Genomic DNA, 22,602 nt, shown 5'->3' with positions numbered 1-22,602 from the left:
GTTATGGGGCTACCGGAGCCAATCACGCTTAAGAAGAACGTGTTTTATGTGTACAAAACCGGCATCCCCTTTTTTGACGCTGCCCGCCTGATCGGTGTTGCGCACCTTTTCTTTGGTACTGCTTCGGCAGAAGTGGAGGATAAAGGAGCGTACTGGGAGGTTTCAGGAGTTGTTACAAGACGAGATGAGCAACAAGTGTTATGGGTTGTAGAATTCATTAATCCTACAGCTACCGAGCGCAAGCTTTTTGAAGTTAAAGTTAAAAACGACAGTAAGTTTCCCTGGAAAGAGCTCCTTCAGTATTTTGAGGAAAAGGAATTAGGGAAACGCAAAGGGCGTAAGCAGGAACTGAAAGCGGAATACGATGCAGCTCTTCAGATAGGGACCCGTGGTGTGGATCCCCTTGCTAAATACGAAGTGCTTGCACCACGTTCAACTTCTGAGACGCTTAAAAAATGTAAAACAAACTTTCAGGAGGTTGCTGCTGCCACTTTAGGAAGAGCTTTTGCAGCAAAAGTAGACAGTCGTGCTAAGCGCCAGCGGGATGAAATGTACATTTTGCCCATTTTTCGTGAGCGTTTCGTGCTAAGCGGTTTCTTAGATTATAAACGTGACTTTTCTCATGCTGGTGGTGGATGGATTGCTGCCATTTGGGCTGCACTTTCAATTCTTGTAGACCTCACTGCAAAACGCCTTCCAGTGACAGACTTTGCCTATACCCGTGAAGTAAAGGGACCGAACAATCAACCTATCTTTTCAGGGAGTGGCTACCTTGGTCTTGAAAGACTGTGCATTTATTGGTGGGAGAGAGTTGTTCAGAAAGGCGATCAGGGTTCTATCAACCTCCTGAGAAATCTTCGGTCCTTCCTGCAAAGTACAAGCAATAAAAATATTCATGAACAAATGCAGATGCTAGCCCGCTGGATTGCAGATTTTGTAGCGAATCCCAATGTGGAAGCATTGGTAAAGATCCAGCAGCTCAAGGCTCGTATACTTGCGGCATCGCAGAGTCAGAACATTTCGGGGTCCAGTGCGGTCCGGCAGCTGCTTCATCGGAGTGAGCTCATAAAGGAGGTGGGAAACATGCTCTTAGAGAATTTACCAGAAGTACCTTGGCAAGTGGCCGAGTCCCTTGCACGCGCCCTGGCTTTCCGCGAAAAAGGGTGGATGAACCAGTTTACCCGCCTTGAAAATGCTCCCAATTTTTCGCAGTTCATTCGACAGGTGGAGCACATTATCTCACGAGGTTACTACAGAGAACAGCTGGAACAAGGTGAGGGTTTGGGTATTCGGGAAGCGCTGGCCATGGCCTACAATCTCGCGGATCAGCTTCGCCGAATGGCACCAGCACTGCAGGATGAAAGAACCTTTCGTGCATGGAAGGCTATCTTTCTGCTGGACGTGCTGAGCCGAGCGCGCATAAAAAGCGTAGAAGCCACCGGGGAGGCTCAAAAAACTGAAGAGGAGCAGTCTGGGGCCAGTCAATAATCAACAATAGGGAGGGATAAATATGGAGTATAAGAGCCTTGCTATATCGTTTCGCATTGAGTTGGGGTTCCACGCCGCCAACAATGAGGGTGCTGGCGGCACAAATGTGATGGAGTCTCGACGCATTACTGTGGGCGACAAAGAGTATGACGGTATCAGCGGTGAAATCATCCGCCATCACATTCTTGAGCAGTTCGTCAAACTCTGTCAGGCAAACAAAGTTTCGCTTCATCAGCGCTGCCATGGTCTTGTTCCAGATCGGTGTAGGGAAGAGGTTAAACAGTGGATGCAGAACCACAACGTCGAAAGGCTATTTCCAGAACAGCATTACTCACCTCTTAGTAGGGAGATTTTGAATAATTGTGCATTATGTGATGCTGGAGGGTATCTGGTGGCTTTACAGCAACAACAAGACAAAGTCGAAGGCACACTCAAGCGCGATTCCTGTTTTGAGGTCGGATGGTTAATTACGGAACATCCTACTATCGTGAATTACACACAACATAGCGCATATGATCCAGATCCGGAAAAGCACAATCTGTTTGTCCAGAATATGCGCAACGGCGTTTATGGTGGTGTGTTGCGAATTGACCTTGACCGAATTGGTTTCAACGATTGGTGGTGGCTGGAACAGAATAACCAGTATGCCATTGGTGACGCAGAACGGGCCAAGCGTATCCGGTTGTTACTTCAGGCGATCCGCCATTGGTTGCTCTCACCTTCATTCGCCAAACAAGCCGGTTGGCTCCAGCACATGAGTGGGTTACTGGAAGGAAGTATTGTGCTCTCTAAGGATGGCCCTGCGCCATTTTATTCGCCCATCAAGTTCGAACTGGAAAATGGCGATCCCAACAAACCGATTATCCGTCCAAATCGTGAATACCGAGACCTGCTTGATAAATTGAAGGACGCTTGTGGGAAAACCTTGGAAGTCTGTCGTTTCGATAGCCCGGACGAGTTTAAGAAAAGGATGGTGGAGATTGAGGAGAAGTTTAGGGCTTTGGAAAAGGAGGATAATAAGGGTGACGACAACGAAAGCTCAACCTCGAGCTGAACAGCAGGTTTTTGCACTATCTCAGGCACGTTCGGAGCCTGTTCTCTGGCTCAAAGCAGTTTACCATTTTTGCGTCTTCCACTACCGAATGCCGGATACGGTGGCCATCGCGGCCATCACTCCTTTTGTGCCTTCGCCACTGACGGTAAAAATGAGCATGGTTGCTGCCTTGCTTCAACGTGGAGAACATGCTGAAGCAGAGAAGCTCGCCCCTGTGCTGCCTCAGATTAATGTGCGAGTCGTTCCTCCTTCAGCAGCGTTCTCCTTTAAAGCCTTTCTTCGCTACCGGAGCGTGCCAGCAGTCGAGTCTGCAATTGGTTTAGATGAGACGGGGAGCTTCTATCCCTCTCGCCCACACACTCGCGAGTATGCACTTTTCGCCGATGACCTAACTGTTTTCATCGGGTTGCAGGATGACCAGCTCAAGCCGGTTGTCGAAAGAGCACTTTGTTCTATTCGGTATCTGGGGTGCAAGGATTCCCAGGTTTGGTGTCGTAAGGTAGAAGTGGTGACGTTCGATGAAGTACAAGGTGCACCTCATGTTGTTCCTTTTTCGGAAGGGCTTACAGGTGTCATGATTTTGGGCGCTGATTTTGTGGACGACGCAAGGTTGACCCTGGAAGACTTGATTCCAGGCAATCGCAAGAAAGAGCATTACCGGAACTCTTCATTTGTTTTGCCCGGGAGGATATCCGTTAAGGGACGGGCTCGAGTATTTGTGAGGCAAGATATTTAGGTTTAGGAAGAGATGTGCTTCTGTTCTGGAGAATTGTGAATGGGCATAGGAGAACCCCTGGCCAAATCAGGTGAATGGCCGGTTTCGTTGGTGGAGCACTTATGCCAGGTCGCCCTACTGCCTCCATACTGAATATGAAGCACATCGCACTGCAAGACGGTATCTCTTAGCAACACAGCTACTGGTGCCCGTTCCATCCGGTACCTTCTGGATGCTGAAGAGTTCGGGTAGGCTTGCATTTCTTGAGGATGGAACGGTTCTGGCAGACGTTGCGTATGACCCTGAGTTGGGTTTGTTGCCCAGGGAGATTGATTTGGATACCGGATTTGTTTGAGAACATCGTGCAGGAGGTGTACCTTTACGCCACAACCGGTTATCGGTAGCTTTGTTCATGCCTATCTCATCTGCCCCCGCAAGGTCTGGCTCATGTCCCGCCAGATATGCCCGGACGAAAGCCACGAGCTTCTTCAGATTGGGAGGCTCGTACAGAATCAAACTTATGCCCGTGAACACAAGGAGGTTCGTTTTGAACACTTGACTCTGGACCTTATTCGCCGTGCGGGGAAGAATTTCGTGGTGGCCGAGGTTAAGAAGAGCTCCCGTGCCCTTGAGGCGGCGAGGATGCAGCTGGCCTTCTACCTTTTCGAGCTCAAGCAAATGGGCATCGATGCAGAGGGAGAACTTCTTTTTCCGGAAGAAAAGAGACGGGAGTCCGTGGTGCTGACCCCGGAGTTAGAGGAAAAAGTGGTAGCGGTCAAGCAGGCGGTGTCTCAGGTTGTATCGCAGCCGCTACCACCTTCTCCTCTTCGTAACCGTTACTGCAGAAGGTGTGCCTATGGGGAGTTTTGCTGGGCTTAGCAGGGGGTACAGGTCCGGTGAAAAGAACCCTCTACCTCTTTTCAAGTGGTAGGCTAAAGCGCAAAGACAACACTATCTGCGTGGAAGCCCAGGAGGGTAAGAGGTATTTCCCTGTTGAGAGCGTCCGGGATATCTATGTCTTCGGTGAAGTGGACCTCAACAAGAAGCTCCTGGAGTTCCTGGAAGACAAAGAGATTATCCTTCACTTTTTTGGCTACTACGGGAACTATGTGGGGAGCTTTTACCCTCGTGAACACTATAACTCCGGTTACCTTCTCCTCAAACAGGCAGAGCACTACCTGGATCCTGCGTTGCGCCTGGAACTTGCCCGAAAGTTCGTGGAAGGGGCTTTAGCCAACATGCTTCAGGTCTTACGCTACTACAGTGCGCGGGGTAAAGAACTCCAGTCCTTTATCGATACCATTTCTTCTTTCCTCCAGGAGTCCTTGCCCCAGTGTACCAGCGTGGAAGAGCTCATGGCCGTCGAGGGGAATGCTCGGAAGTGCTACTATGAGAGCTTCAACACCATACTGGTGGACACTCCCTTTGCGATGGAAGCAAGGAGCAAACATCCACCGGCCGATCCTCTCAATGCTTTAATAAGTTTCGGGAACTCTCTCGTGTACACCAAAATCCTCACCGAGATATACAGAACACACCTTGATCCCCGTATTGGGTACCTGCACGCCACGAACTTCCGTCGTTTCACATTGAACCTGGACCTGGCGGAAATTTTTAAGCCCCTCTGTGCCGATAGGGTGCTCTTCGCTCTTTTAGGGAAGAAGATGATTGGTATAGAGGATTTTGAAAACGAAGGTGGTATTTGTCTCTTGAGAGAAAGGGGACGCCGCCTTTACGTCCAGGAATTTGAGGAAAAGCTCCAGAGCACCTTTTACCACCGGCGTCTCAGGCGCAATGTGAGTTACCAGACGCTCATCCGTTTGGAGCTTTACAAGCTGGAGAAGCACCTCATAGGGGAACAGCCCTATGAGCCTTTCGTCAGCCGGTGGTAGTTTGCCCCGGGGTGACAATCTGCCATGTATGTCATCATGGTTTACGACGTCGACGTGGCGCGGGTGAGCAGAGTACTGAAGGTGGCTCGTCGCTACCTTACCTGGATACAGAATTCTGTTTTAGAGGGGGAACTCACCGGGGCCTCTTTTAAGGCTCCGCAAAAAGAGCTGGACCGTGTCGTAAACCTCAACGAAGATTCGGTTATTTTCTATATCCTTGATAGCAAGCAATACATCCGAAGGGAACTCCTGGGGATTCAGAAGGGTGGGGAGAAGTGGGTTTTCTGAAAAAATGTCGTCGACCTCCGGTAGTGCAAAAACCCCTGGAGGTCGACGACACTTTACGAAATCTCCCTGAACCTCTGGATAGGTTCACAGAGATCTGCAACAGGTAGGGTAGACAAAAAGGTGCAGGACCCTGTATCCTAACTCGGTGTCGAAAACCCTAAGAGAAGGGAGGCCCTGCACCTACATGAAGAGTAGCACAAAGGGAGCAAAAAGTCTATCGGCATATTCTGGTGCATCCATGCACCTGGTGAGCTTCCCCCATGGAAGCTCCATTGCTAAGCTCGCTAGAATCCATGGACTCTCCAAAAAAGCCAGGATTCGCCTTGAAATCCTCGACTTTGCTAAAACCCACCCTGTGGCCGTCACTTGCCGGAGGTACGGAATAGCTCGGAGTACATACTACCGGTGGAAGAAAAAGTTCAACCCCAGAAACCTCCAAAGCCTTGAGGATAGGTCCAGAAGACCCAAAAAGATCCGGAAGCCCCAGTGGACACCAGAGCTTGTGGAGAGGATTCAAAGACTCCGGGAGGAATTCCCCTTCCTGGGGAAAGGGAAGCTCACCGTCCTCCTCAGGAGAGAGGGTTTCACCGCTTCTTCCTCCACCGTGGGGAGGATCCTCAGGTATCTCAAGACCCGGGGTCTCCTCAAAGAGGGAGAGAAACCGAGGAGGGTTTCTGCGACAAAAAGCCCACGGGGGAATCAAAGACCCCATGCCCAGAGAAAACCCAGAGACTACAAGGTGGTATCCCCAGGAGACCTCATCGCCATCGATACCCTGGACATCCGTCCCCTTCCTGGAAAGGTGTATAAGCAATTCACTGCCGGAGATCTTATCTCCAGGTGGGCCTATTCCTCCCTCCATTCTCAAGCCACGGCCAACCTCGCCAGGGTGTTCCTCGAGGAACTCCTCAGGAAGTGCCCCTTTCCGGTGCGGGCTATTCAGGTAGATGGAGGAAGTGAATTCTATGGGGAGTTTGAGAAGGCCTGTAAGGAATACGGTATCAAGCTCTTCGTCCTTCCTCCAAGGTCTCCCAAGCTCAATGGGATGGTGGAACGGCTCAACCGGACCTTCCGGGAGGAGTTCTGGGCGCACTATGAGGATGAAGTAGATCTTGCAACCATGAGGTTCCACCTTAAAAGGTGGACGGAAGAGGTGTACAATAGGAAAAGACCACACTGGAGCTTGGGATACAGGAGTCCTTGGGAGTACCTGAGAGACACCGGACTTGTTGAGTGTCCCACATGATGTGGACCTATACAACCTCTTGACAGAGAGGAAGAGTTGTGATTTCATTGACATAAGGCGTACCTTGACAGGTGAAGATGGTCTTTTCAAAAATCCTTATTTTAAGCCCACAAAACGGGTTTGTAGCCTACCTATGAGGGATTGAAACCCTTTCAGACCACGTGCCCTCTTATCAGCGGCCTCCGTTTGTAGCCTACCTATGAGGGATTGAAACGTTCCACAGAAGCTGCAGGCTATCAGCTTTGAGGCAGTTTGTAGCCTACCTATGAGGGATTGAAACCTCATGCTCACACCCTCCTTAAGTGGTTCAGGTAGTGTTTGTAGCCTACCTATGAGGGATTGAAACACCTCCACCTCGTACCAATTGCCACGACCGAGGGGGTTTGTAGCCTACCTATGAGGGATTGAAACAAAACTTCACAAAAGAGGGAAAGAGATGATACTCGCGTTTGTAGCCTACCTATGAGGGATTGAAACCAACCCCAACCCCCGACATTGCAGCAGGACGCAGACTAGTTTGTAGCCTACCTATGAGGGATTGAAACAGTGCATCGGCAGCTACTGCACCAAGTAGTACGGTAGTTTGTAGCCTACCTATGAGGGATTGAAACATGTTGAGGTAATCAAGGACGGTGCTTGCTCCGCCAAGTTTGTAGCCTACCTATGAGGGATTGAAACATGTACGCTCCCACGGCTTCCGTAAGATCCCCGCCGGGTTTGTAGCCTACCTATGAGGGATTGCAACGGAGCACACTCAATCTGCAGCCCTGGAGAAAGGTATCCATGGTATTTCGAGTGAGCGCCTGCTTTGAGCCAGCAGAAGTGTCCTGGTGGGCTGGCTTCCGGCTCACCATCGGTTGCAAATCCTGATGTGCCCTGCGAACTGGAGGTTTGCCGGCTTTGCCCTCAGGTAGCCTGCTGTACCTGGATTTTTAGGTACACCTTTCCCGCGTCCTTTGTATCCTGAAACCTCTCCAGAACTCTCCTCCCACCTCGAAAAATGTTTTGCCTGTTCGGTAGTGCCAGCTTTTGACACCCTCACCGTTTACCATAATTTCCAGAGTGATTGCCCACGGTGGGGGTGATACCATGCACAAGCGGTGGATGCGGGGTTTGGCGATATCTGTGGTGCTCATAGCGGTTGCGTCTCTCCTTACCGGATGCGGTGGTGTTCCTTCAGCTGGTTCAGGGGTTTCTCTCGAAATTCGGGTCCTGGAGGCGACCACCTACACAGCGAGGATTCAAATGATTTTTGCCAACCGGAGCTCGTTCACCTTCTATCCCGAAAGCGCTACAGTCCGTGGAGAGGAGTGTTCCCTCTGGAGTACTGCCTGTGTCACGGTAGAATTTTCGATGTCGCTTAGCGGTGGCGGTACACCTCTTTTGCCTGGGGAGACGCGCTCGGTCACCGAAGTGGTGCCTATCAGTGATGGCTACACACGCGTGCGATGGGTGGAATTCGTCGTGAGGGGGCGCCTGGGAGGCTCCTGGCTTGAGGTTGCCTCAAACAGGGTATACTTCTGAAACGTTTTCACCCCTTCACGGCCCCGGAGAGTAACCCTCCAATGATGTATTTCTGGAAGAAGAGGGCGATAAATACCGGTGGGAGACTGGCTAAGATGCCACCAGTAGCCATCATGCCGAAGTCGATGGAGTGCCGGCCGGAGAATTCGGCGATGGCCACGGGGATGGTCTTAGCCTGAGGCGTTGAGGTGAGGATGAGGGCGATGAAGAACTCCTCCCAGGACATGAGGAAGGCAAAGAGAAGGGTGGCCACAATCCCGGGAAGGGAAAGCGGGAGGATGACCCGGAAAAGCGTTTGCAGATGGGTGCATCCGTCGATTTTTGCCGCATCTTCGAGGTCCCGGGGGATGGTGTCGAAGTAGGTGCGCATCATCCAGATGACGAAGGGAACGAGGATAGCCGAGTACACGAGGATGAGAGCTTCTTTCGTGTCGAGCATTTTGAGGTTGCTGAACATCTGGTAGAGGGGAATGATGACGGCAATAGGGGGGAGCATGTACGAGAAAAGTAAAACGAAGAGCACCCGGTCTTTCCCGGGGAAGCGGAGGCGGGAGAAGGCGTAGGCGGCAAGAACCCCTAAGGCCACGCAGATGACCGTCACAAAAGTCGCCACGTAGAGGCTGTTTACCATGATTTTCCGGAATTCGCTCTCCGGACCCTGCCCGAAGAGGATGCCGGCGTAGCGGGAAAACGACGGATTTTCGGGGATCCAGCGAAGGGGGATACGCAAAAGGTCCTTCAGGTCGGCAATGCTTGAGATGAAGAGCCACGCCGGTGGGGCAAGGAGGAGGAAAGCCAGAAGCACCGAGAACACCCCGATGATGATGCTTCGAACGATTCGTCTTCGTCGCAGGCCCATGGTATCACCTCAGTACTCAATCTGCCGCTTCATGGCCCGGGTATAGAGGAGCGCAAGAACGGCCACAATCAGGGTGATGAGGTATGAAAGCGCTGCGCCCCGGCTGAAGTGGAGGAATTTAAAGGCTTCCTGGTAAGTGAGAAAGGAGATGACTTTGGTGGCGTTGGCCGGTCCACCCTGGGTCATGACGTAGACGATGTCGAAAACCCGGAAGGCGTCAAGGGTTCGAAGCACGAGGACCACGGTCATCGTGGGGCCGAGGAGGGGAATGGTGATTTTCCAGAGGCTCCGGAACCACCCGGCGCCGTCGACTTCAGCGGCTTCGTAGAGTTCCCGGGGAATAGTCTGGAGACCGGCTAAAAGCAGCAACGCCACAAGAGGTGTGACCTTCCACACGTCGGCGGCAATGACACAGTGCATGGCGCTCCAGGGCCTGGTGAGCCAGGGCTGGTACTTCTCAATGAGGCCGAGCTGCTGCAAAAGCGCATTGAACGCCCCGTAGTTGGCGTTGAAAATCCACTTCCACATGATGGCGTCGACGGTAATCGGCAGCGCCCAGGGCAAAAGCAAGAGGCTGCGGAGGATGCCTCGTCCCCGGAATTTCTCATTGAGAAGAAGGGCGATGAAAAGCCCGAGAACCATTTCGATGGCGATGGAGACCACGGTGAAGTACGCTGTCCTCCCCACGGAGCTCCAGAAGTACCCGCTTTTGAGGATATCGATGTAGTTGGCCAGGCCCACGAAGGGGGTTCCTGCTCCTCTCCGGGTGAGGTCAACCTGGAAGAGGCTGAGACGCAGCGAGAGCCCCATGGGGTAGAAAATGATAACGCCGATGAAAACGAAGGAGGGGAGGATGAGTGCCCAGGCAAAGGCGGTTTCTCTTTTTCGGAGAAGGCCCCCTCCGGGGTGAATCCCGGAGGGGGCCGGTGGAACCTTACTGCGCATACCGCTCCATGACCTCTTTTGCTCGGGACACGGCGTCGTCCATCGCCTGTTTGGGGGTTTTGGCTTTGGTGAGCGCTGCCTGGAGTTCCTCACTCAGAATGAGGGAGAGCTGGGAGTACCAGGGGACCTGGGGCCGGTCGAAGATATAGTGGATTTGCTCCTTGGCAACTTTGATGAGCTCCGGCTGCTGGGCGATGAGTTCCGGATCGTCGTAAAGGGACTTCCAGATGGGGAGGGCATTCTGGCTGTACTTTTTCTGGACTTCTTTGCTCGCAAGGTACTGGATGTAGTCCCAGGCTTCATCGGGGTGCTGGCTTGAGGTGAGAATGCTCAGCCCCATGCCGCCGTTGCAGGTGGCGCTCCGCCGGCCATCGGGAAAACCGGGAATCACGGCGATCACGGCATCTCCGGCAATCTGGGATTCGGCAGGGTCATTGGCGAGGTTGTACATGTACGTCCAGTTGAGACCGAACGCCGCCTGTCCGGCGGAGAATACCCGCCGCACTTCTTCGTAAAAGGACTCAATGCAGGCCGGGTTGAAAAGACCCTCGTCCATGTGCTGCACCATGAACTCCAGGGCTTCAAGGGGTTTCCCCTGGTTCATCGTGGGGTTTCCGGCTTCGTCAAAGAGCGTCCCTCCCATGGCGTAGACGTACTGGAGCCACTGGATGACCACGGCCTCACCCTGTCCCCAGGCGTCGATGATGGGGTACTCGACGACGTTCTGGGCTTTCAGCTTCCTCGCAATGTCGATGACTTCGGTCCAGTAGGTTGGGGGCTCGGCACCGACGGCTTCGAGCATCTTTTTGTTGTAAAAGAAGTATTCCCAGTCGTTGAGCCAGGGCATCCCGTAGAGCCGGCCCCTGTAGGTCACGGCAGAGAGCACCTCAGGGAAGATGTCGGCCCGGTCTTCTTCAGAGAGCCGCTCGGTGACGTCAAGAAGCCATCCCGCCTCGGCGAACTCTGCTGGCCAGATGCAGTCAAGGAGGATGACGTCATAGGTTCCGGCTCCACTTGCTGCGGCCACGACGATTTTGTCGTGGAGTTCTTCGTAGGCCACGAAAGAGAGCTTCACGTCAATGTCGGGCCGCATCTTCAGGAACTCCTCGGTCATGGCCCGGATGTCGCTCTCCTGGTACCCTGCCTGCTTCATGAAAAGCCCGCTGATTTCCACCTTCCCCAGGGCACAGGCTCCAAAAAGCACCACGCCCACAAGAAAAAGCATGCCGATGAGCCGTTTCATTTTTCTCCCTCCTTTATACCGTTACGGCGCGCTTTTCCGCTGCCGAGCGGTAGATTGCCGCAAGGACCCTCATGTTCCTGAGACCCACTTCTGCACTGATTCTCGGCTTTTCCCCACCGAGAATCCACGCACTCATGGCGTCCACTTCCCGGGCATATAAGGGTTTTGGCTCGAGTTCGAGTTTCTGCCAGGAAGAGGACACCCTCTTCTGGAGGGCATCGTAGCCCTTCTCTTCTTCGAGGAAGAGGCACCACACCTCTCCCCCAGGGTCCTGGCCGATGGTGTGCTGGGCGACGATGGCCCCTTTCGTACCGTAGACTTCAAGGACGTTCCGTGCCGCTTCGTCGGGGACGTTGAAGAAGTTGTCCACAAATCCCTGCGCCCCATTCCGGAATTTGAGGAGAACGGTGCTTGTGTCCTCCACCTCGTAAGTATGGGTGATGGTGTCGAGGAACCCGAAGACTTCCCGGGTTTCCCCAAAGAACCACTCAAGGAGATCCACGCAGTGGCACCCCATGTCGGTCAGAGCACCACCGCCTCCGGTGGCTTTTGTCTGCCGCCAGGCTCCTGGAATGGGAGGGTAGAAACAGGTGAGCTGGGCCCGGGCAAAGACGGGTTGTCCCAGCTTCCCCTCGTCGATGAACTCCTTGATACGCTCGTGGTAGACGTTGTACCGCATCATGAAGGCGACACCGAACTTGAGGTTGTTCTTTTCCGCAAGCTCCAGGAGCTCTTCCGCTTCCTCAACCCGGAGGGCAAGGGGTTTTTCGCAGAGGACGTGCTTCCCCGCCTCAAGAGCTTGCTTTGTCTGAGTGTAGTGGAAAGCCACAGGAGAGGCGATGTACACGGCATCGATGTCCTCGCGAAGGAGTTCCTCCACCGTGAGGTGTACCCGGGGAATCCCAAAGGCCGCTGCTGCAGCAGAGAGGGCTTCTCTGTCCACATCCATGAGGGCGATGATTTCGCTTTTTTCGGCAAAGCGCAGAACCTCGGGAATGGTCCGCCGCCGGGCGATACCTCCTGCACCGATAACCCCCCATCGGACTTTCATGGTCCCCTCCTATCGCCTGAAGTACTGGTAGACCTTGTCAAAGGCGGCGATCATGAGGTCCACGTGACGGTCCTCGTACACCGGATGGCAGGGGAAACAGAACGTCCGCTCTTCGAGCCAGGCGGCATTGGGGCAGTGAACCTTGTCGTACTCGACGCTTTTCGGGTCGGTGTACTCCTTAGAGCGGAAGGGGAACTTCGCCCGCCCGAAGCCGTTGTGCTTCAGGAAAGCCTCTTCCCGGTACATCTGGGGCCAGAGTACCGGAGCAACGGGCACCCCCTCGGCCTCAATGGCCTGCCAGAATTCCTTGATGGAACAGCGGATTCTCCCGGTGTCAAGGACAATGGGGAAGAGCCAGAAGGAGATGTACTTCCCCTCCTTTTTGTGCGGGGGAAGGTAGAGCACGGCTTCATGTCCTTCAAAATAAGAGAGGAGCTTCTCCCCTATGGCAATCCGGCGGGGTTTGTTCCAGGTCTCGAAGCGCTCAAGCTCACAGAGACCAATAATGGACTGGATTTCCGTCATCCGGTAGTTGAACCCCACCCGTTCGTGGATGTAGAAGAGTTTGCGCTCGAGTTCTAAAAGCCTCAACCGCTCTTTCACGTTGAACCCGTGGTCCCGGAAGGACTTCGCCCGCCAGAAGATGTCCTCGTCGTTCGTCACGACGCATCCGCCCTCACCGCCTGTGGTGAAGTGCTTCGACTGGCAGAAGCTGAAGGCCCCGGCATGGCCGATGCTCCCCACCTTTTTCCCTTTGTACTCGCTCCCGTGGGCCTGGGCGCAGTCCTCAATGACGAAGAGGTCGTGAGCTTTTGCGATGGCCATGAGTTCATCCATGTCGCAGGGGATGCCATAGAGGTGCACCGGGAGGATGGCCCGGGTTCTCGGGGTGATTTTCCGGGCTACGTCTTCCGGGTCGAGGGTATGGGTGTCTTTGCGGACGTCGGCAAAAACAGGAATGGCTCCTGCCTGGAGCACGCAGAACGCTGAGGCGATGAAGGAGTAGGAAGGCACGATTACCTCGTCCCCCGGGCCGATTTCGCACGCTGCCAGGGCGGTGTGAAGGGCCGAGGTGCCATTTGTGGTGGAGACCCCAAACTTACACCCACAGTATGCCGCCCACCGCTCCTCAAACTCCACGCCCTTTGTCCCCGTCCAGTAGTTCACAAGACCCGTTTCCAGAGGTTTCAGGGCTTCCTGCTTTGTTTTCTCCGAGAACGACGGCCACATGGGGAAGGGCTCCGTGTTGAGGGGCTTCCCCCCAAAAAGCGCAAGCTCTGCCATACATCCCCCTCCTTAAGCCATGTGAATTTCCACATTCTCCGCCACACCTCCAAGGAGCGTGTAGTCTCCAGGAAGTGTCTGGAGAATGGATGCCGGAACCAGAGGAGTTACCGGGCCGTGGGCAGCAAGCCGGGCGATAAAGCGCTGCCAGCTCACGCCTCCCCCGATGTATCCGTCAAGCCAGAAACTCCGCCACTTCGCCTGGACAACCTGGGCCGGGCCGATGGTGGCGGCTTTCGGGGGAACCCAGGACCAGTCGCCACTAAAGGAGTGCAGGGCGTTCTGCATGATGGTCATGGGGTGGAGTTCCACAATCCGGGGACCAGCCTGCTTGAAGGCCTCAAGGTCGTCTCCGAATTCAAAGCCAAGGTGGGCCTCAAAGAAGGCGATGTGTCCGCACCAGCCCACACCTCCATAGCAGCAGTCGGCTCCCCCGAGGTCTTCAATCATTCTGGCGTAGTCGGGGAGGACGTCTTTCGTGGGGAAGTGGATGTTCTTCTCCGGGGGACGGAGTTTCGGGTCAATGCGCCCGAAGAAGTTCTCCCACATGGCCCTCTGGAAGGACCCTGGCCAGTCGAAGGGAGCGGTGTTTCCCTCCTCATCGGCGTACTCATCCATGTTGAAGGTGTGCACGTGGTCCATGGGGATGCGGAGCCTGTTGATCATCTCTGCGGCCAGGGGGTACTGGGGTACAGGGCCCACGGGGAGAATGAGGACGAGCTTCTCTCCCTTCTCCCGGGCTTCCACGATCCGGGTGACGATGTCGAGGGCGAACTGGAAGTAGAAGTCGTTTTTCTCCTCGATGATGCGGATATGGAAGTCGGGATTGGGGTGTTTCGTGATCTCTTCTTTGGTGATTTTCCGTACCCGCTCACACGCCTCCCGGTCCTGAAAGGGGATGAACCTGGCCAGAGAATAGGTGAAACTCATAAGCATCCCTCCTTTAGTTTTTCCTGGGTTGCTGTTGGACCACCCAGAAAACAACTAGAAACGATTCCCAAGATAGGCATTTCTTCCGAACCCAGGTCGGGCTAAGTTCACAACAAATTTGTAGCGATCGGCCCTGTACAGGAACTCAACGTATTCCACAGGGTTGTCCATTTCATCAAAGGTAATTCTTTTACACAGAAGCCCAGGAGAATTTTCTTGAACTCCAAGTAACTTGGCTTCTTTGCCAGTAATGAGAACAGATTCCAGAGTTTGTCTTGCCCATACAACGGGTCTTGAAATAAACATGTTGAGGATATCACACAATTCCCGTGTCTCAACTTCTCTTTCATCGACCGTCAGGAAGCCAGCAAAGATTCTGAAAGGTAAGAATACCTTCTGGAGACAAATCGGCTCTTCATTGGCAAGAAGCAGTCTTTCCAGATAAATCACTTTTTCATCTTGCGATAATCGTAAGTATTCGGCAATGTCCGTTGGTGGTGTGATGATATCTCGCTTCATGAGCTTGCTTCCAGGCTTCAAGCCGCGACTGAGCATGTCTTCGGTAAACGTCACAAGAAGTCCGAGTTTTTCGGTGATTTTAGGAGTTGATACGAAAGTCCCTTTCCCCGGTACTTTTCGGAGGTAACCTTCGCGTGCCAGATCGTCAATTGCTCTTCGGGCAGTTATGCGGCTTATGTTGTACTTCTCACACAGCTCGGATTCGGACATAATTTTATCGCCTGGTTTCAATTCTCCTTCCTCGATCATTTTTAGGAGCGCTCTCTTAAGCTGAACGTGGAGAGGTATTGGTGACGTTTTATCGATTTGCAACATGGTGTCCTTTGTTCGGCCCCTTTCCTTTTGGAGAATTTCAATTGGGAAACTCAGCCCCCTTGTTTTACCGTTATCATTAGCATTATACATCAGGTGTATCGAAGGTTCTTTAGGCGCCAGTTTCATCAATTACTCTGATCAGGTTTACGTATGGTCGGAAATCAAACTTTGGTCTAGCCTCAAAGGAAAGATACAACTCTATAAAAAGGTTGTCCTTGACCCTCCTTTCCTGTCGTTGCTTTATTAATTCGGAGATAATTTTGGCCTGGCTTTTATATTCAGACAGGGCAAGGGCAACCCGCTCTTCAACCCCTTGAGATACGCCAATGGCGATGTTGGCACTGACGTCGGGATCCTTTCCTGCGGCAAGGGCATGGAGAGGAGAAAACTTGCTCCAGACAGAGTATACAAAGTAACTTTTAATGGGAGCTTGGGGTTGACCATAGTCGGGCATGATCGGATCACCAGCCTGTGGACCGTCCCATGCCCCTATAAAGTAGGCTGCTTCGTGATCGATGTGTTCGCAGTAGGGATTTGGGAGCAATAATCTCGTTGTCCTGAGATCGCGAAGTATTTTAAGCATTTTCCCCATTGTCCCGGTTTCGCCCCAGGGCATTTTCCAGCCAATGTTTGGTCTCAGACTGAAATCAGGATAATCCATTCTGATTATATGGTCTTCTGGGATACCGATTCGAGAGTAAGCTTTTACGGTTTCCTCTTTTCTAATGTCCACTATGCTGTTTTTTTCTTCAAGGGTTGTGTAGCCCCCACACCCATTACAGGCTATGACTATGTAGACCTCTGCACCGAAGTACTGGGCGGCTTGTAAGATATACCCTGCTCCCAGTAAAGCGTCATCGTCGTGCGGGGAAAGCACAGCGATAACTTCTTCTTTGCCAACCCACGAAGGAAAGACCGTTTCAATTTCAAGCGAACGCTTTCTTTCCCAGAGATTGTAGAAAACAAATTCTTGACGGTTGTTCACCATCGCGGTCGCCTCCTGTCGATTGTCCCTTGACAAAGATTATAACCCATTATATCCTATACGAGAAGTAATAACCTGTTATTTCATGTAGGGGAGGGATTACTGATGAGTACTCAAAAGTCCTTCTTGGATATCTGTATCGAGTTCCTGCAGAAAATCGAGAAAGAACAGGCTGAGAATTTCAGGAAGGCTGGTCAGGTCATTGGGGATGCAATTATGGCTGGTAAACTGATACACGCTGTTGGGACTGGTGGTCACACCTGTCTCCCCGCTTACGATATGTTCTACCGGGCCGGTGGTTTGGTGCCTGTTAGCCTCATTATTCCTATCGGTGCACTTTATGGAGCGGCTGGTGCTCTTCACGGCATGCGTATCGAACGCTGTCCGGGGTATATGAATAGAGTTATAGATTACTATAAGGTCAGCCCTGGTGATGTGGCGATTATTTTCAACAACATAGGCGTCAATGCGGCTACAATTGACGCGGCTTTAGAGTGTAAGGCGAAGGGGGCTTATACCATAGGAGTGGGTGGATCGCCGTGGCAAAAAGAGATTCCCCTGGATCACTACACCAGACATCCAAGCAAGAAAAATCTGATGGACATTGTCGATCTCTTCATCGACGATTATAACCCCGTGGGGGATGCTGTCATTGAGCTCGAAGGCTTTGACCGGCCAATAGCTCCTATCTCGCAAGTAACCGATTCGTACATAGTAAGGAGAATCGAAATTGAGGCATGCAAGTACATGCTGAGCAAGGGATTTAAGCCCCCTGTCTGGATGAGTGCGAACAGGGTAGGAGGTGATGAGGCCAACGCCAGGTATCAGGAGGAGTACTTTTACAGGATTAAGTTGTTGTGAGTTTTATCAAAGAGGTGTGAAATACAAAAGAAGAGGATTTAGAGTTGTGTCAGAAATCTGTTGATTAAGGAGGGTTATCAAGCGATGCAAAATCAAAGACTTTTATGGGTTGGAGTTCTCTTGTGCCTCTTTTTCCTGACCAGCTTTGCCGGGGCCCAGGATACCATCGAGATTACTTTCTGGCATCACGAGGCACCGGCGCATCGTGTTGCAGCTTTTCAGAAAGTGCTGGATCTCTTCATGCAGGAAAATCCTGGCGTCAAGGTAACTCAAGAGGTCGTTATGTGGGGAGATGCCTGGGTCAAGACTCTCTCCGCTATAGAGGCTGGAACATTGCCTGATTTCCAGTTTTCCATACCCGATCTGCTACTTACAGTGTACAGAGCTGGGGCTGTTGTTCCAGTAACTGACCTGGTGAAAGAACTCGATGAAAAATATCAGTTCTTTCCTAAACAGAGGGATATGTACCTGCATCAGGGGGAATACTGGGGAGTTCCAATCTGGACAATGATCATGCTCTTCACATATCGTCCCAGTTTCCTTGAGGAGTATGTGGGAACTACGGAGCCCCCAAAGACCTGGGATGAGGCACTGGACTATGCTCAGAAAATTACCGAGGCTTCCCAGGGCGAGGTGTACGGAATAGGTATTGGTGGAGCGAAGAATCTCATGACGAGTGAGCAAGCCTACATCTTCCTGGCCAGTGTTGGAGCAAGGTTTTTCGATGAAAATGGGAAAGTGATTTTCAATAATCCGAAAACGATAGAAGCTGTGAAACTCTACGCCGAGCTCTTCAAATTCGCTCCTCCAGGGGCTGAAGCATGGTCCTGGGGAGAGATTGAACTGAATATAGCTGCAGGGACCATTGCAATGTCACCGTACTTCCCGTCGGTTCAGAAAAGATTCCACGAAGAGTTTGACAGTAGTGATTACGCTGCTGCGCATATTCCCTACTATAAGGACAGGAAAGAACGAGGGACAATAACCTATCCAAACGAAGTACACATCTACAAACAGACCCTTGAAAAGGGTGACAAGCATGTCAACGCAGTAAAGGAATTGATAAGGTTTATGATGCGACCGGACATCAATGCTATCTTGACTGCAGAACAGGAGCCAGGTGGATTCTTCCCTGCAACCGTTGCTGCTTCTCAAGCAGAAGAGTACTGGAATAACCCCATTGTTAAGCGTTTCGAGGGTATCCACAAGGTTGCTTTTGAAGCACTACAGGAGTATGCGACTTTGTATGGTTTTGAGTACGGAAAATGGGTGAACCTGGGGATTGGCGACATCACCGGAGCCGATATCTTGGCGGAGGTTATCAACAAGGTCGTTAGCGGCCAGATGAGTGCTGAAGAGGCGGTTGCTTGGGGACATGAGCAGATGGAGAAGTACTCGGTTCCAGTAAGCTGACGAGATGGGCAGGCTGCCCTGGCGAACAGTTTTCTGTGTCTGCCAGGGCAGCCTAAGTGGGGAGGAACTTCAGTGTCGTCAGGCAGCGTGAAAAGAGTGGTACGGGAAATGTTGCCCCTGCTTCCTCTTGTGATTCTGCTTCTGTTCGTCTTTGCTTATCCTTGTGCATCGGCTCTTTTTTTGGCTCTTCATGAGATATCGTTCGGCGAAGCGGTAGGGAAATATGTGGCTTTTGGGAATTTTGGGGGACTTATCCGGAACCAGGTTTTCTGGGACGCTCTGAGTAAAAGCTTTCTCTGGGCAGGGGGCAACCTCGTGATCCAGCTTCTTGCGCCTCTGGGTATTGCTCTGGTGCTCAACAAGAGGATTCGGGGCATAAACGTAGCTCGATCGCTGGTGATGCTGCCGTGGATTATCCCTGCGGTTACTATAGCGATTTGTATGAGGTGGATGCTGCTACCGAGAATTGGTATTGTTAATGAGGCGCTTCTCTTTTTGAGGGTTCTCCGTAAACCGGTTCATTTTCTTGGGTCTTCGTCCACTGCCATGCCGTTCCTTATACTATTGAATTCCTGGAAATTCCTCCCTTTTGGCACCTTGCTCATTCTTGCTGCTCTCCAGACCATTCCAGAAAGTGTGCTTGAAGCCGCGGCTGTCGATGGAGCCAAAGGGTTTCAGCAGTTCAGATACATTACCTTCCCGCTTCTTGGGTCAATGATATGGTTTGTGGGTTTCCTGGCTTTTGCCTGGAATTTCAACACGTTTGACCTCATATGGCTTACTACTCAGGGGGGACCGGGAACCGCAACGCAAACACTTCCTGTTCTGATCTACAGGACAGCTTTTAAGGTTTTTCGCCTGGGAGAGGCTTCTGCCATTTCGGTAATCATTGTTGTTCTCCTTTTAGCCATAGGAGTGGTCTACTTACGGTTTTTTGCCCCAAAGGGGGAATAGAACCATGACCAGTCGGCAGCGATTACAGTTAGCCATCAATCACCGTATCCCCGACAGGGTTCCCCTAGACTTGGGTAGCAGCATCACTGGTCTGACCCGCGCTTCTGCTGAGCAGCTTTGTCGCTTTTTAGGGATAGAGCAGGCATTGAAAGTAATTGTGAAACCCCTTCAGCTTGTCGAACCTCCGGAAGAACTTCTGGAAAGACTCCATATCGATACAAGATACGTAAGGCCAATTTTTCCCAACCAGGACGGTTTAGAGGAAGAATACATCGATGAGTGGGGTATAAAGCGGAGACTTTCATCTGATGGTTTGTACTACGACATCGTGGAACACCCCCTCAGAGAGGGCACTCTGGAAGAGATAGATCGATTCCAGTGGCCAGAACCAAGGCGGAGAGAGATTTTTCAGGGCCTGGAGGAACGTGCTAGGTATTTATATTTTCATACAGATTACGCGATAATTGGAGACCCTTTAAGTCCCGCGCTTTTTGAACCGGCGTGGTATCTCCGGGGCATGGAGAACTTTCTGGTTGATCTCGTACAAAACAGGAAGTACGCTGAAAAACTCTTAGATACATTGCTTGAGTTTCAGCTTCAGTTCTTCGACGAGTTTCTCTCGCGAGTGGGCGGTTATATTCAGGTTATCATGCTCGGTGACGACCTGGGAACTCAGAGGGCACCTTTGATTTCTCCTGAGCTGTATCGAGAGATTATAAAACCTCGGCATAAGAGACTATTTGAGTTTATCAAAAGTCGCAGTGAGGCAAAAATCTTTCTTCATTCCTGTGGTGCCATTAGGCCCCTTATTCCCGATTTGATTGACGCGGGAGTCGAGATTCTTCATCCTTTGCAACCCCTTGCCTGGGGCATGGAGCATTTCGAGTTGAAAAAGGAATACGGTAATAAACTTTGTTTCTGGGGTGGTATTGATATTCAAAGCGCTTTACGCGGCTCCTTGCAAGAGGTTGTCTTTGAGGTGGAGCGAAGGATTAACGCTTTAGGTCAAGGCGGTGGTTATGTGTTGGCGCCTGCCCACAATATCCAGCCAGATGTACCTCCTGAGAATATTGTGGAGATGTTCGACCACGCGATTGAGGTGGGGAGGTACGTAGCATGAAACGTTGGTTTTTGGCGAAATCCTTGAATAGCCTTATCGCTGGCATGCTTGTTGTGATCATCATACTACTTATGATCTGGCCGTTCGTGTATATCTTTCTGTCTTCTTTCAAACCTATGAAGGAAATTATGTCGCGGGCAACTTTGCTGCCAAAGGAATTTACCCTTCGCAACTACAGGACTCTCCTTTTTGCGCGAACACCGGTAAGAGATTTTCCAAGATTTCTCTATAACAGTTTTATGGTTTCTCTCATCACGGCGTTATGTACCCTGGTGGTGGCTTCGGTTGGTGGTTACTCCATATCCAGGAATGCCAGGTTAAAAAGGGGAATTGCGTCTCGCTTGTTGCTCCTCTTATACGTTTTCCCCACGGTTATACTCCTGGTTCCGCTCTACAAAGCGTTTGTTTCTTTCGGGCTTTATGATAACCTTGCTTCGCTGGTCATTGTGTACACTGCACTTGCTGCTCCTTTCTGTACCTGGCTTCTTGTTTCCTTTTTTGACAGTATTCCTCGGGACTTGGAAGAATCGGCGAGTATAGATGGAGCAAGTTCAACTGTTGCCTTTGTGCGGATTATTTTGCCACTTGCAGCTCCAGGACTTGTAACGGCAGGAGCCTATTCTTTTATTACTGCTTGGGGGGAGTACATGTTTGCCCTGGTGCTCATCAGTAGTAACCTGAAAAAAACTGGTCCGCTGGGCCTTGCTACCTTTGCCGCAGAGCAATATGTCGAGTGGGGTCCCCTCCTTGCTGGTGCTATTCTCATCATGCTCCCGGTTTTCGTGCTTTTTCTCCCTATCTCTGGGTATTTCATTAAGGGTTTCACTGCTGGAGCAGTGAAAGAATAGAGGTGGAGTTAGAAAGGAGGTCCGGAGGGTGAGAAAGGGTCTCATTTTGATCCTCGTGGTTCTGGGTACAGTTATGTTTGTGGCGGGGAATTCTTCTCTGTGTCTGGCGAAGGTCTCGGTAGAAATCCTCCAGGATATATACGTATTGCCTGTGGCGGAACTTGCCACCACCAAAACACATCCGGAAGTCATCAGAATCGAGAACGATTTTGTAGAAATGACTCTTATTCCGAATCGGGGTCGAGTACTTTCCTCGTATGTTCTTAAGGGAAAAGAACCTGTATCCGTTATTTACCAAAATCTTGTCCCGGGACCTATGGTCTTGCCGGGTGGCCTGCATGTTGTAGAGTTTGGGGGTTACTACCTTTCGCTTCCCTGGAATGACCGCGACCGTCAGCCCTTTGATCTCTCTTTTGCCCTGACTCGAGAAGAGGAGAGCCTCGTGGAGGTGTTCCTCTCAGGAAAAGACATGTTCAAAAAGACCTTAACCGAATGCTGGGTGAGAGTGCGTGATGACTCTCCTGTCGTAGAGGTAGAGGTCAAAATTACCAATCTTTCAAAGAGAGAGGCACGGAGCTTTCCCTTTAAGGATTTCGTGGTTCTGGATGTTCGCAGGAACTGTTATCTATCTTTACCAGTGAAGAGCGTGAAGCTTGTGGCAAGCAGAGGCGATTGGGCCGGTCAACCAGGACAAGTATTAGGCTGGCCGGCAATGTTTGCCAGCTGGGACAATATGAAGGATTATCTGCATTTTGAGACAGAGAATTCGCCTCTCCTGCCATGTGTAGCTGCTATGTACCCTGATGAACGTGTTGCCTTCGTAAAATGGTGGGAACCCGCGGAGTTTTTCCCGGCTCTTAGTGCGTGGTCCTGGGGGCAATCATGGGCTGTTGAGCCAGGTGCCGGTGCGTACATCGTTGTCTCTGGCCTTCGGGATAATTTTCACCTGGAACCACAGGAACAGGTCTCTTTTAAGGTATATTTTGTTGCCTTCGAGGGTGTATCGCAGGATGTTTCCTGTCAGGAACTCTTTGACCAGGCAAGATCGCTATTGCGTTGAGAAGTTTT

22 protein-coding genes and 1 CRISPR repeat array are annotated in these 22,602 nt (G+C 51.7%); of the genes, 14 read left to right on the top strand and 8 right to left on the bottom strand.

All coding sequences use genetic code 11. The features are described 5' to 3' along the window. The first annotated feature begins 3 nt into the window (after positions 1-3). The 8 genes from ACPT9Q_RS04405 to ACPT9Q_RS04370 all read left to right on the top strand — a co-directional run bounded on the left by ACPT9Q_RS04405 (position 4) and on the right by ACPT9Q_RS04370 (position 8,207). Positions 4-1,488 (top strand): hypothetical protein, encoded by a 1,485-nt coding sequence (locus tag ACPT9Q_RS04405; protein WP_427366479.1) that lies wholly within the window; start codon positions 4-6, stop codon positions 1,486-1,488. A 22-nt stretch (positions 1,489-1,510) separates the two neighbouring features. Continuing rightward, on the top strand, positions 1,511-2,542 hold the full coding sequence (locus ACPT9Q_RS04400; RefSeq protein WP_427366478.1) for a DevR family CRISPR-associated autoregulator: 1,032 nt from the start codon (positions 1,511-1,513) through the stop codon (positions 2,540-2,542). After that, the gene (locus ACPT9Q_RS04395; protein ID WP_427366477.1) at positions 2,511-3,278 is read left to right on the top strand and encodes a hypothetical protein; all 768 of its coding nucleotides are present in this window, start codon (positions 2,511-2,513) and stop codon (positions 3,276-3,278) included. Before ACPT9Q_RS04400 ends, ACPT9Q_RS04395 begins: the two co-directional genes overlap by 32 nt. A 426-nt stretch (positions 3,279-3,704) precedes the next feature. Then, positions 3,705-4,136 carry a CRISPR-associated protein Cas4 gene (gene cas4 / locus ACPT9Q_RS04390; protein ID WP_427366475.1) on the top strand — a complete coding sequence of 144 codons (432 nt, stop codon included), beginning with the start codon at positions 3,705-3,707 and terminating at the stop codon, positions 4,134-4,136. A gap of 17 nt (positions 4,137-4,153) precedes the next feature. Further along, positions 4,154-5,149: a type I-B CRISPR-associated endonuclease Cas1b gene (cas1b, locus tag ACPT9Q_RS04385; protein ID WP_427366474.1), complete on the top strand. Its 996-nt coding sequence runs from the start codon at positions 4,154-4,156 to the stop codon at positions 5,147-5,149. Positions 5,150-5,173: 24 nt separating this feature from the next. Then, positions 5,174-5,437 carry a CRISPR-associated endonuclease Cas2 gene (gene cas2 / locus ACPT9Q_RS04380; RefSeq protein WP_427366473.1) on the top strand — a complete coding sequence of 88 codons (264 nt, stop codon included), beginning with the start codon at positions 5,174-5,176 and terminating at the stop codon, positions 5,435-5,437. A gap of 184 nt (positions 5,438-5,621) precedes the next feature. Next, complete coding sequence (locus ACPT9Q_RS04375) at positions 5,622-6,683, top strand: integrase core domain-containing protein (protein ID WP_427366300.1); 1,062 nt, start codon at positions 5,622-5,624, stop codon at positions 6,681-6,683. Positions 6,684-6,801: 118 nt separating this feature from the next. Continuing rightward, positions 6,802-7,428: a CRISPR direct-repeat array (repeat unit 30 nt; unit sequence GTTTGTAGCCTACCTATGAGGGATTGAAAC). Between the two features lie 344 nt (positions 7,429-7,772). Further along, complete coding sequence (locus ACPT9Q_RS04370; RefSeq protein WP_427366472.1) at positions 7,773-8,207, top strand: hypothetical protein; 435 nt, start codon at positions 7,773-7,775, stop codon at positions 8,205-8,207. A gap of 7 nt (positions 8,208-8,214) precedes the next feature. Here ACPT9Q_RS04370 and ACPT9Q_RS04365 read toward each other — a convergent pair whose 3' ends face one another. The 8 genes from ACPT9Q_RS04365 to ACPT9Q_RS04330 are packed head-to-tail and all read right to left on the bottom strand — an operon-like array spanning position 8,215 to position 16,341. Further along, complete coding sequence (locus tag ACPT9Q_RS04365; protein WP_017874116.1) at positions 8,215-9,066, bottom strand: ABC transporter permease subunit; 852 nt, start codon at positions 9,064-9,066, stop codon at positions 8,215-8,217. A 9-nt stretch (positions 9,067-9,075) separates the two neighbouring features. Beyond that, positions 9,076-10,011 carry a carbohydrate ABC transporter permease gene (locus ACPT9Q_RS04360; protein WP_427366471.1) on the bottom strand — a complete coding sequence of 312 codons (936 nt, stop codon included), beginning with the start codon at positions 10,009-10,011 and terminating at the stop codon, positions 9,076-9,078. Beyond that, positions 10,001-11,254, bottom strand: coding sequence for an extracellular solute-binding protein (locus tag ACPT9Q_RS04355; RefSeq protein WP_427366470.1), 1,254 nt, complete (start codon positions 11,252-11,254; stop codon positions 10,001-10,003). The genes ACPT9Q_RS04360 and ACPT9Q_RS04355 overlap by 11 nt, the downstream gene beginning before the upstream one ends. Positions 11,255-11,267: 13 nt before the next feature. Next, a complete protein-coding gene (locus tag ACPT9Q_RS04350) occupies positions 11,268-12,305 on the bottom strand; it encodes a Gfo/Idh/MocA family protein (RefSeq protein ID WP_427366469.1) in 1,038 nt (345 codons plus the stop codon). A 9-nt stretch (positions 12,306-12,314) separates the two neighbouring features. Continuing rightward, on the bottom strand, positions 12,315-13,589 hold the full coding sequence (locus tag ACPT9Q_RS04345) for an aminotransferase class I/II-fold pyridoxal phosphate-dependent enzyme (protein WP_017873897.1): 1,275 nt from the start codon (positions 13,587-13,589) through the stop codon (positions 12,315-12,317). 12 nt (positions 13,590-13,601) lie between these two features. Continuing rightward, positions 13,602-14,519, bottom strand: a complete 918-nt coding sequence (locus tag ACPT9Q_RS04340; protein ID WP_017873898.1) for a hypothetical protein — start codon at positions 14,517-14,519, stop codon at positions 13,602-13,604. A gap of 54 nt (positions 14,520-14,573) precedes the next feature. Beyond that, on the bottom strand, positions 14,574-15,479 hold the full coding sequence (locus tag ACPT9Q_RS04335; protein ID WP_427366468.1) for a GntR family transcriptional regulator: 906 nt from the start codon (positions 15,477-15,479) through the stop codon (positions 14,574-14,576). Then, the gene (locus ACPT9Q_RS04330) at positions 15,463-16,341 is read right to left on the bottom strand and encodes a PIG-L deacetylase family protein (RefSeq protein WP_427366467.1); all 879 of its coding nucleotides are present in this window, start codon (positions 16,339-16,341) and stop codon (positions 15,463-15,465) included. Before ACPT9Q_RS04330 ends, ACPT9Q_RS04335 begins: the two co-directional genes overlap by 17 nt. 102 nt (positions 16,342-16,443) lie before the next feature. Here ACPT9Q_RS04330 and ACPT9Q_RS04325 point away from each other — a divergent pair, with 102 nt between their 5' ends. The 6 genes from ACPT9Q_RS04325 to ACPT9Q_RS04300 all read left to right on the top strand — a co-directional run bounded on the left by ACPT9Q_RS04325 (position 16,444) and on the right by ACPT9Q_RS04300 (position 22,594). Beyond that, positions 16,444-17,199 (top strand): sugar isomerase domain-containing protein, encoded by a 756-nt coding sequence (locus ACPT9Q_RS04325; RefSeq protein WP_427366466.1) that lies wholly within the window; start codon positions 16,444-16,446, stop codon positions 17,197-17,199. An 84-nt stretch (positions 17,200-17,283) separates the two neighbouring features. Then, entirely contained in the window at positions 17,284-18,612 is a 1,329-nt protein-coding gene (locus tag ACPT9Q_RS04320; RefSeq protein ID WP_427366465.1) for an ABC transporter substrate-binding protein, read from the top strand. A gap of 72 nt (positions 18,613-18,684) precedes the next feature. Next, a complete protein-coding gene (locus ACPT9Q_RS04315; RefSeq protein ID WP_427366463.1) occupies positions 18,685-19,566 on the top strand; it encodes a carbohydrate ABC transporter permease in 882 nt (293 codons plus the stop codon). 4 nt (positions 19,567-19,570) lie between these two features. Then, positions 19,571-20,686 carry a uroporphyrinogen decarboxylase family protein gene (locus tag ACPT9Q_RS04310; protein WP_427366462.1) on the top strand — a complete coding sequence of 372 codons (1,116 nt, stop codon included), beginning with the start codon at positions 19,571-19,573 and terminating at the stop codon, positions 20,684-20,686. Continuing rightward, entirely contained in the window at positions 20,683-21,534 is an 852-nt protein-coding gene (locus ACPT9Q_RS04305) for a carbohydrate ABC transporter permease (protein WP_427366461.1), read from the top strand. The genes ACPT9Q_RS04310 and ACPT9Q_RS04305 overlap by 4 nt, the downstream gene beginning before the upstream one ends. A 73-nt stretch (positions 21,535-21,607) precedes the next feature. Then, positions 21,608-22,594 (top strand): hypothetical protein, encoded by a 987-nt coding sequence (locus tag ACPT9Q_RS04300; protein ID WP_427366460.1) that lies wholly within the window; start codon positions 21,608-21,610, stop codon positions 22,592-22,594. Positions 22,595-22,602 lie beyond the last annotated feature (8 nt).

Source organism: Candidatus Caldatribacterium saccharofermentans (assembly GCF_050267035.1).
GTDB lineage: Bacteria > Atribacterota > Atribacteria > Atribacterales > Caldatribacteriaceae > Caldatribacterium > Caldatribacterium saccharofermentans.
The sequence above is the reverse complement of the archived record's forward strand: the minus strand, read 5'-3'. Positions and strand labels throughout refer to the sequence as shown.

Excerpts from the sequence above, each read along its gene's own strand:
- ACPT9Q_RS04330 (WP_427366467.1), bottom strand. The coding sequence starts at position 16,341 with ATGGTGAACAACCGTCAAGAATTTGTTTTCTACAATCTCTGGGAAAGA.
- ACPT9Q_RS04305 (WP_427366461.1), top strand. The coding sequence starts at position 20,683 with ATGAAACGTTGGTTTTTGGCGAAATCCTTGAATAGCCTTATCGCTGGC.
- ACPT9Q_RS04405 (WP_427366479.1), top strand. The coding sequence starts at position 4 with ATGGGGCTACCGGAGCCAATCACGCTTAAGAAGAACGTGTTTTATGTG.
- ACPT9Q_RS04360 (WP_427366471.1), bottom strand. The coding sequence starts at position 10,011 with ATGCGCAGTAAGGTTCCACCGGCCCCCTCCGGGATTCACCCCGGAGGG.
- ACPT9Q_RS04310 (WP_427366462.1), top strand. The coding sequence starts at position 19,571 with ATGACCAGTCGGCAGCGATTACAGTTAGCCATCAATCACCGTATCCCC.
- ACPT9Q_RS04370 (WP_427366472.1), top strand. The coding sequence starts at position 7,773 with ATGCACAAGCGGTGGATGCGGGGTTTGGCGATATCTGTGGTGCTCATA.
- ACPT9Q_RS04300 (WP_427366460.1), top strand. The coding sequence starts at position 21,608 with ATGTTTGTGGCGGGGAATTCTTCTCTGTGTCTGGCGAAGGTCTCGGTA.
- ACPT9Q_RS04345 (WP_017873897.1), bottom strand. The coding sequence starts at position 13,589 with ATGGCAGAGCTTGCGCTTTTTGGGGGGAAGCCCCTCAACACGGAGCCC.
- cas4 (WP_427366475.1), top strand. The coding sequence starts at position 3,705 with ATGTCCCGCCAGATATGCCCGGACGAAAGCCACGAGCTTCTTCAGATT.
- ACPT9Q_RS04325 (WP_427366466.1), top strand. The coding sequence starts at position 16,444 with ATGAGTACTCAAAAGTCCTTCTTGGATATCTGTATCGAGTTCCTGCAG.
- ACPT9Q_RS04365 (WP_017874116.1), bottom strand. The coding sequence starts at position 9,066 with ATGGGCCTGCGACGAAGACGAATCGTTCGAAGCATCATCATCGGGGTG.
- ACPT9Q_RS04375 (WP_427366300.1), top strand. The coding sequence starts at position 5,622 with ATGAAGAGTAGCACAAAGGGAGCAAAAAGTCTATCGGCATATTCTGGT.
- ACPT9Q_RS04320 (WP_427366465.1), top strand. The coding sequence starts at position 17,284 with ATGCAAAATCAAAGACTTTTATGGGTTGGAGTTCTCTTGTGCCTCTTT.
- ACPT9Q_RS04400 (WP_427366478.1), top strand. The coding sequence starts at position 1,511 with ATGGAGTATAAGAGCCTTGCTATATCGTTTCGCATTGAGTTGGGGTTC.
- ACPT9Q_RS04335 (WP_427366468.1), bottom strand. The coding sequence starts at position 15,479 with ATGAAACTGGCGCCTAAAGAACCTTCGATACACCTGATGTATAATGCT.
- ACPT9Q_RS04355 (WP_427366470.1), bottom strand. The coding sequence starts at position 11,254 with ATGAAACGGCTCATCGGCATGCTTTTTCTTGTGGGCGTGGTGCTTTTT.
- ACPT9Q_RS04350 (WP_427366469.1), bottom strand. The coding sequence starts at position 12,305 with ATGAAAGTCCGATGGGGGGTTATCGGTGCAGGAGGTATCGCCCGGCGG.
- ACPT9Q_RS04340 (WP_017873898.1), bottom strand. The coding sequence starts at position 14,519 with ATGAGTTTCACCTATTCTCTGGCCAGGTTCATCCCCTTTCAGGACCGG.
- cas2 (WP_427366473.1), top strand. The coding sequence starts at position 5,174 with ATGTATGTCATCATGGTTTACGACGTCGACGTGGCGCGGGTGAGCAGA.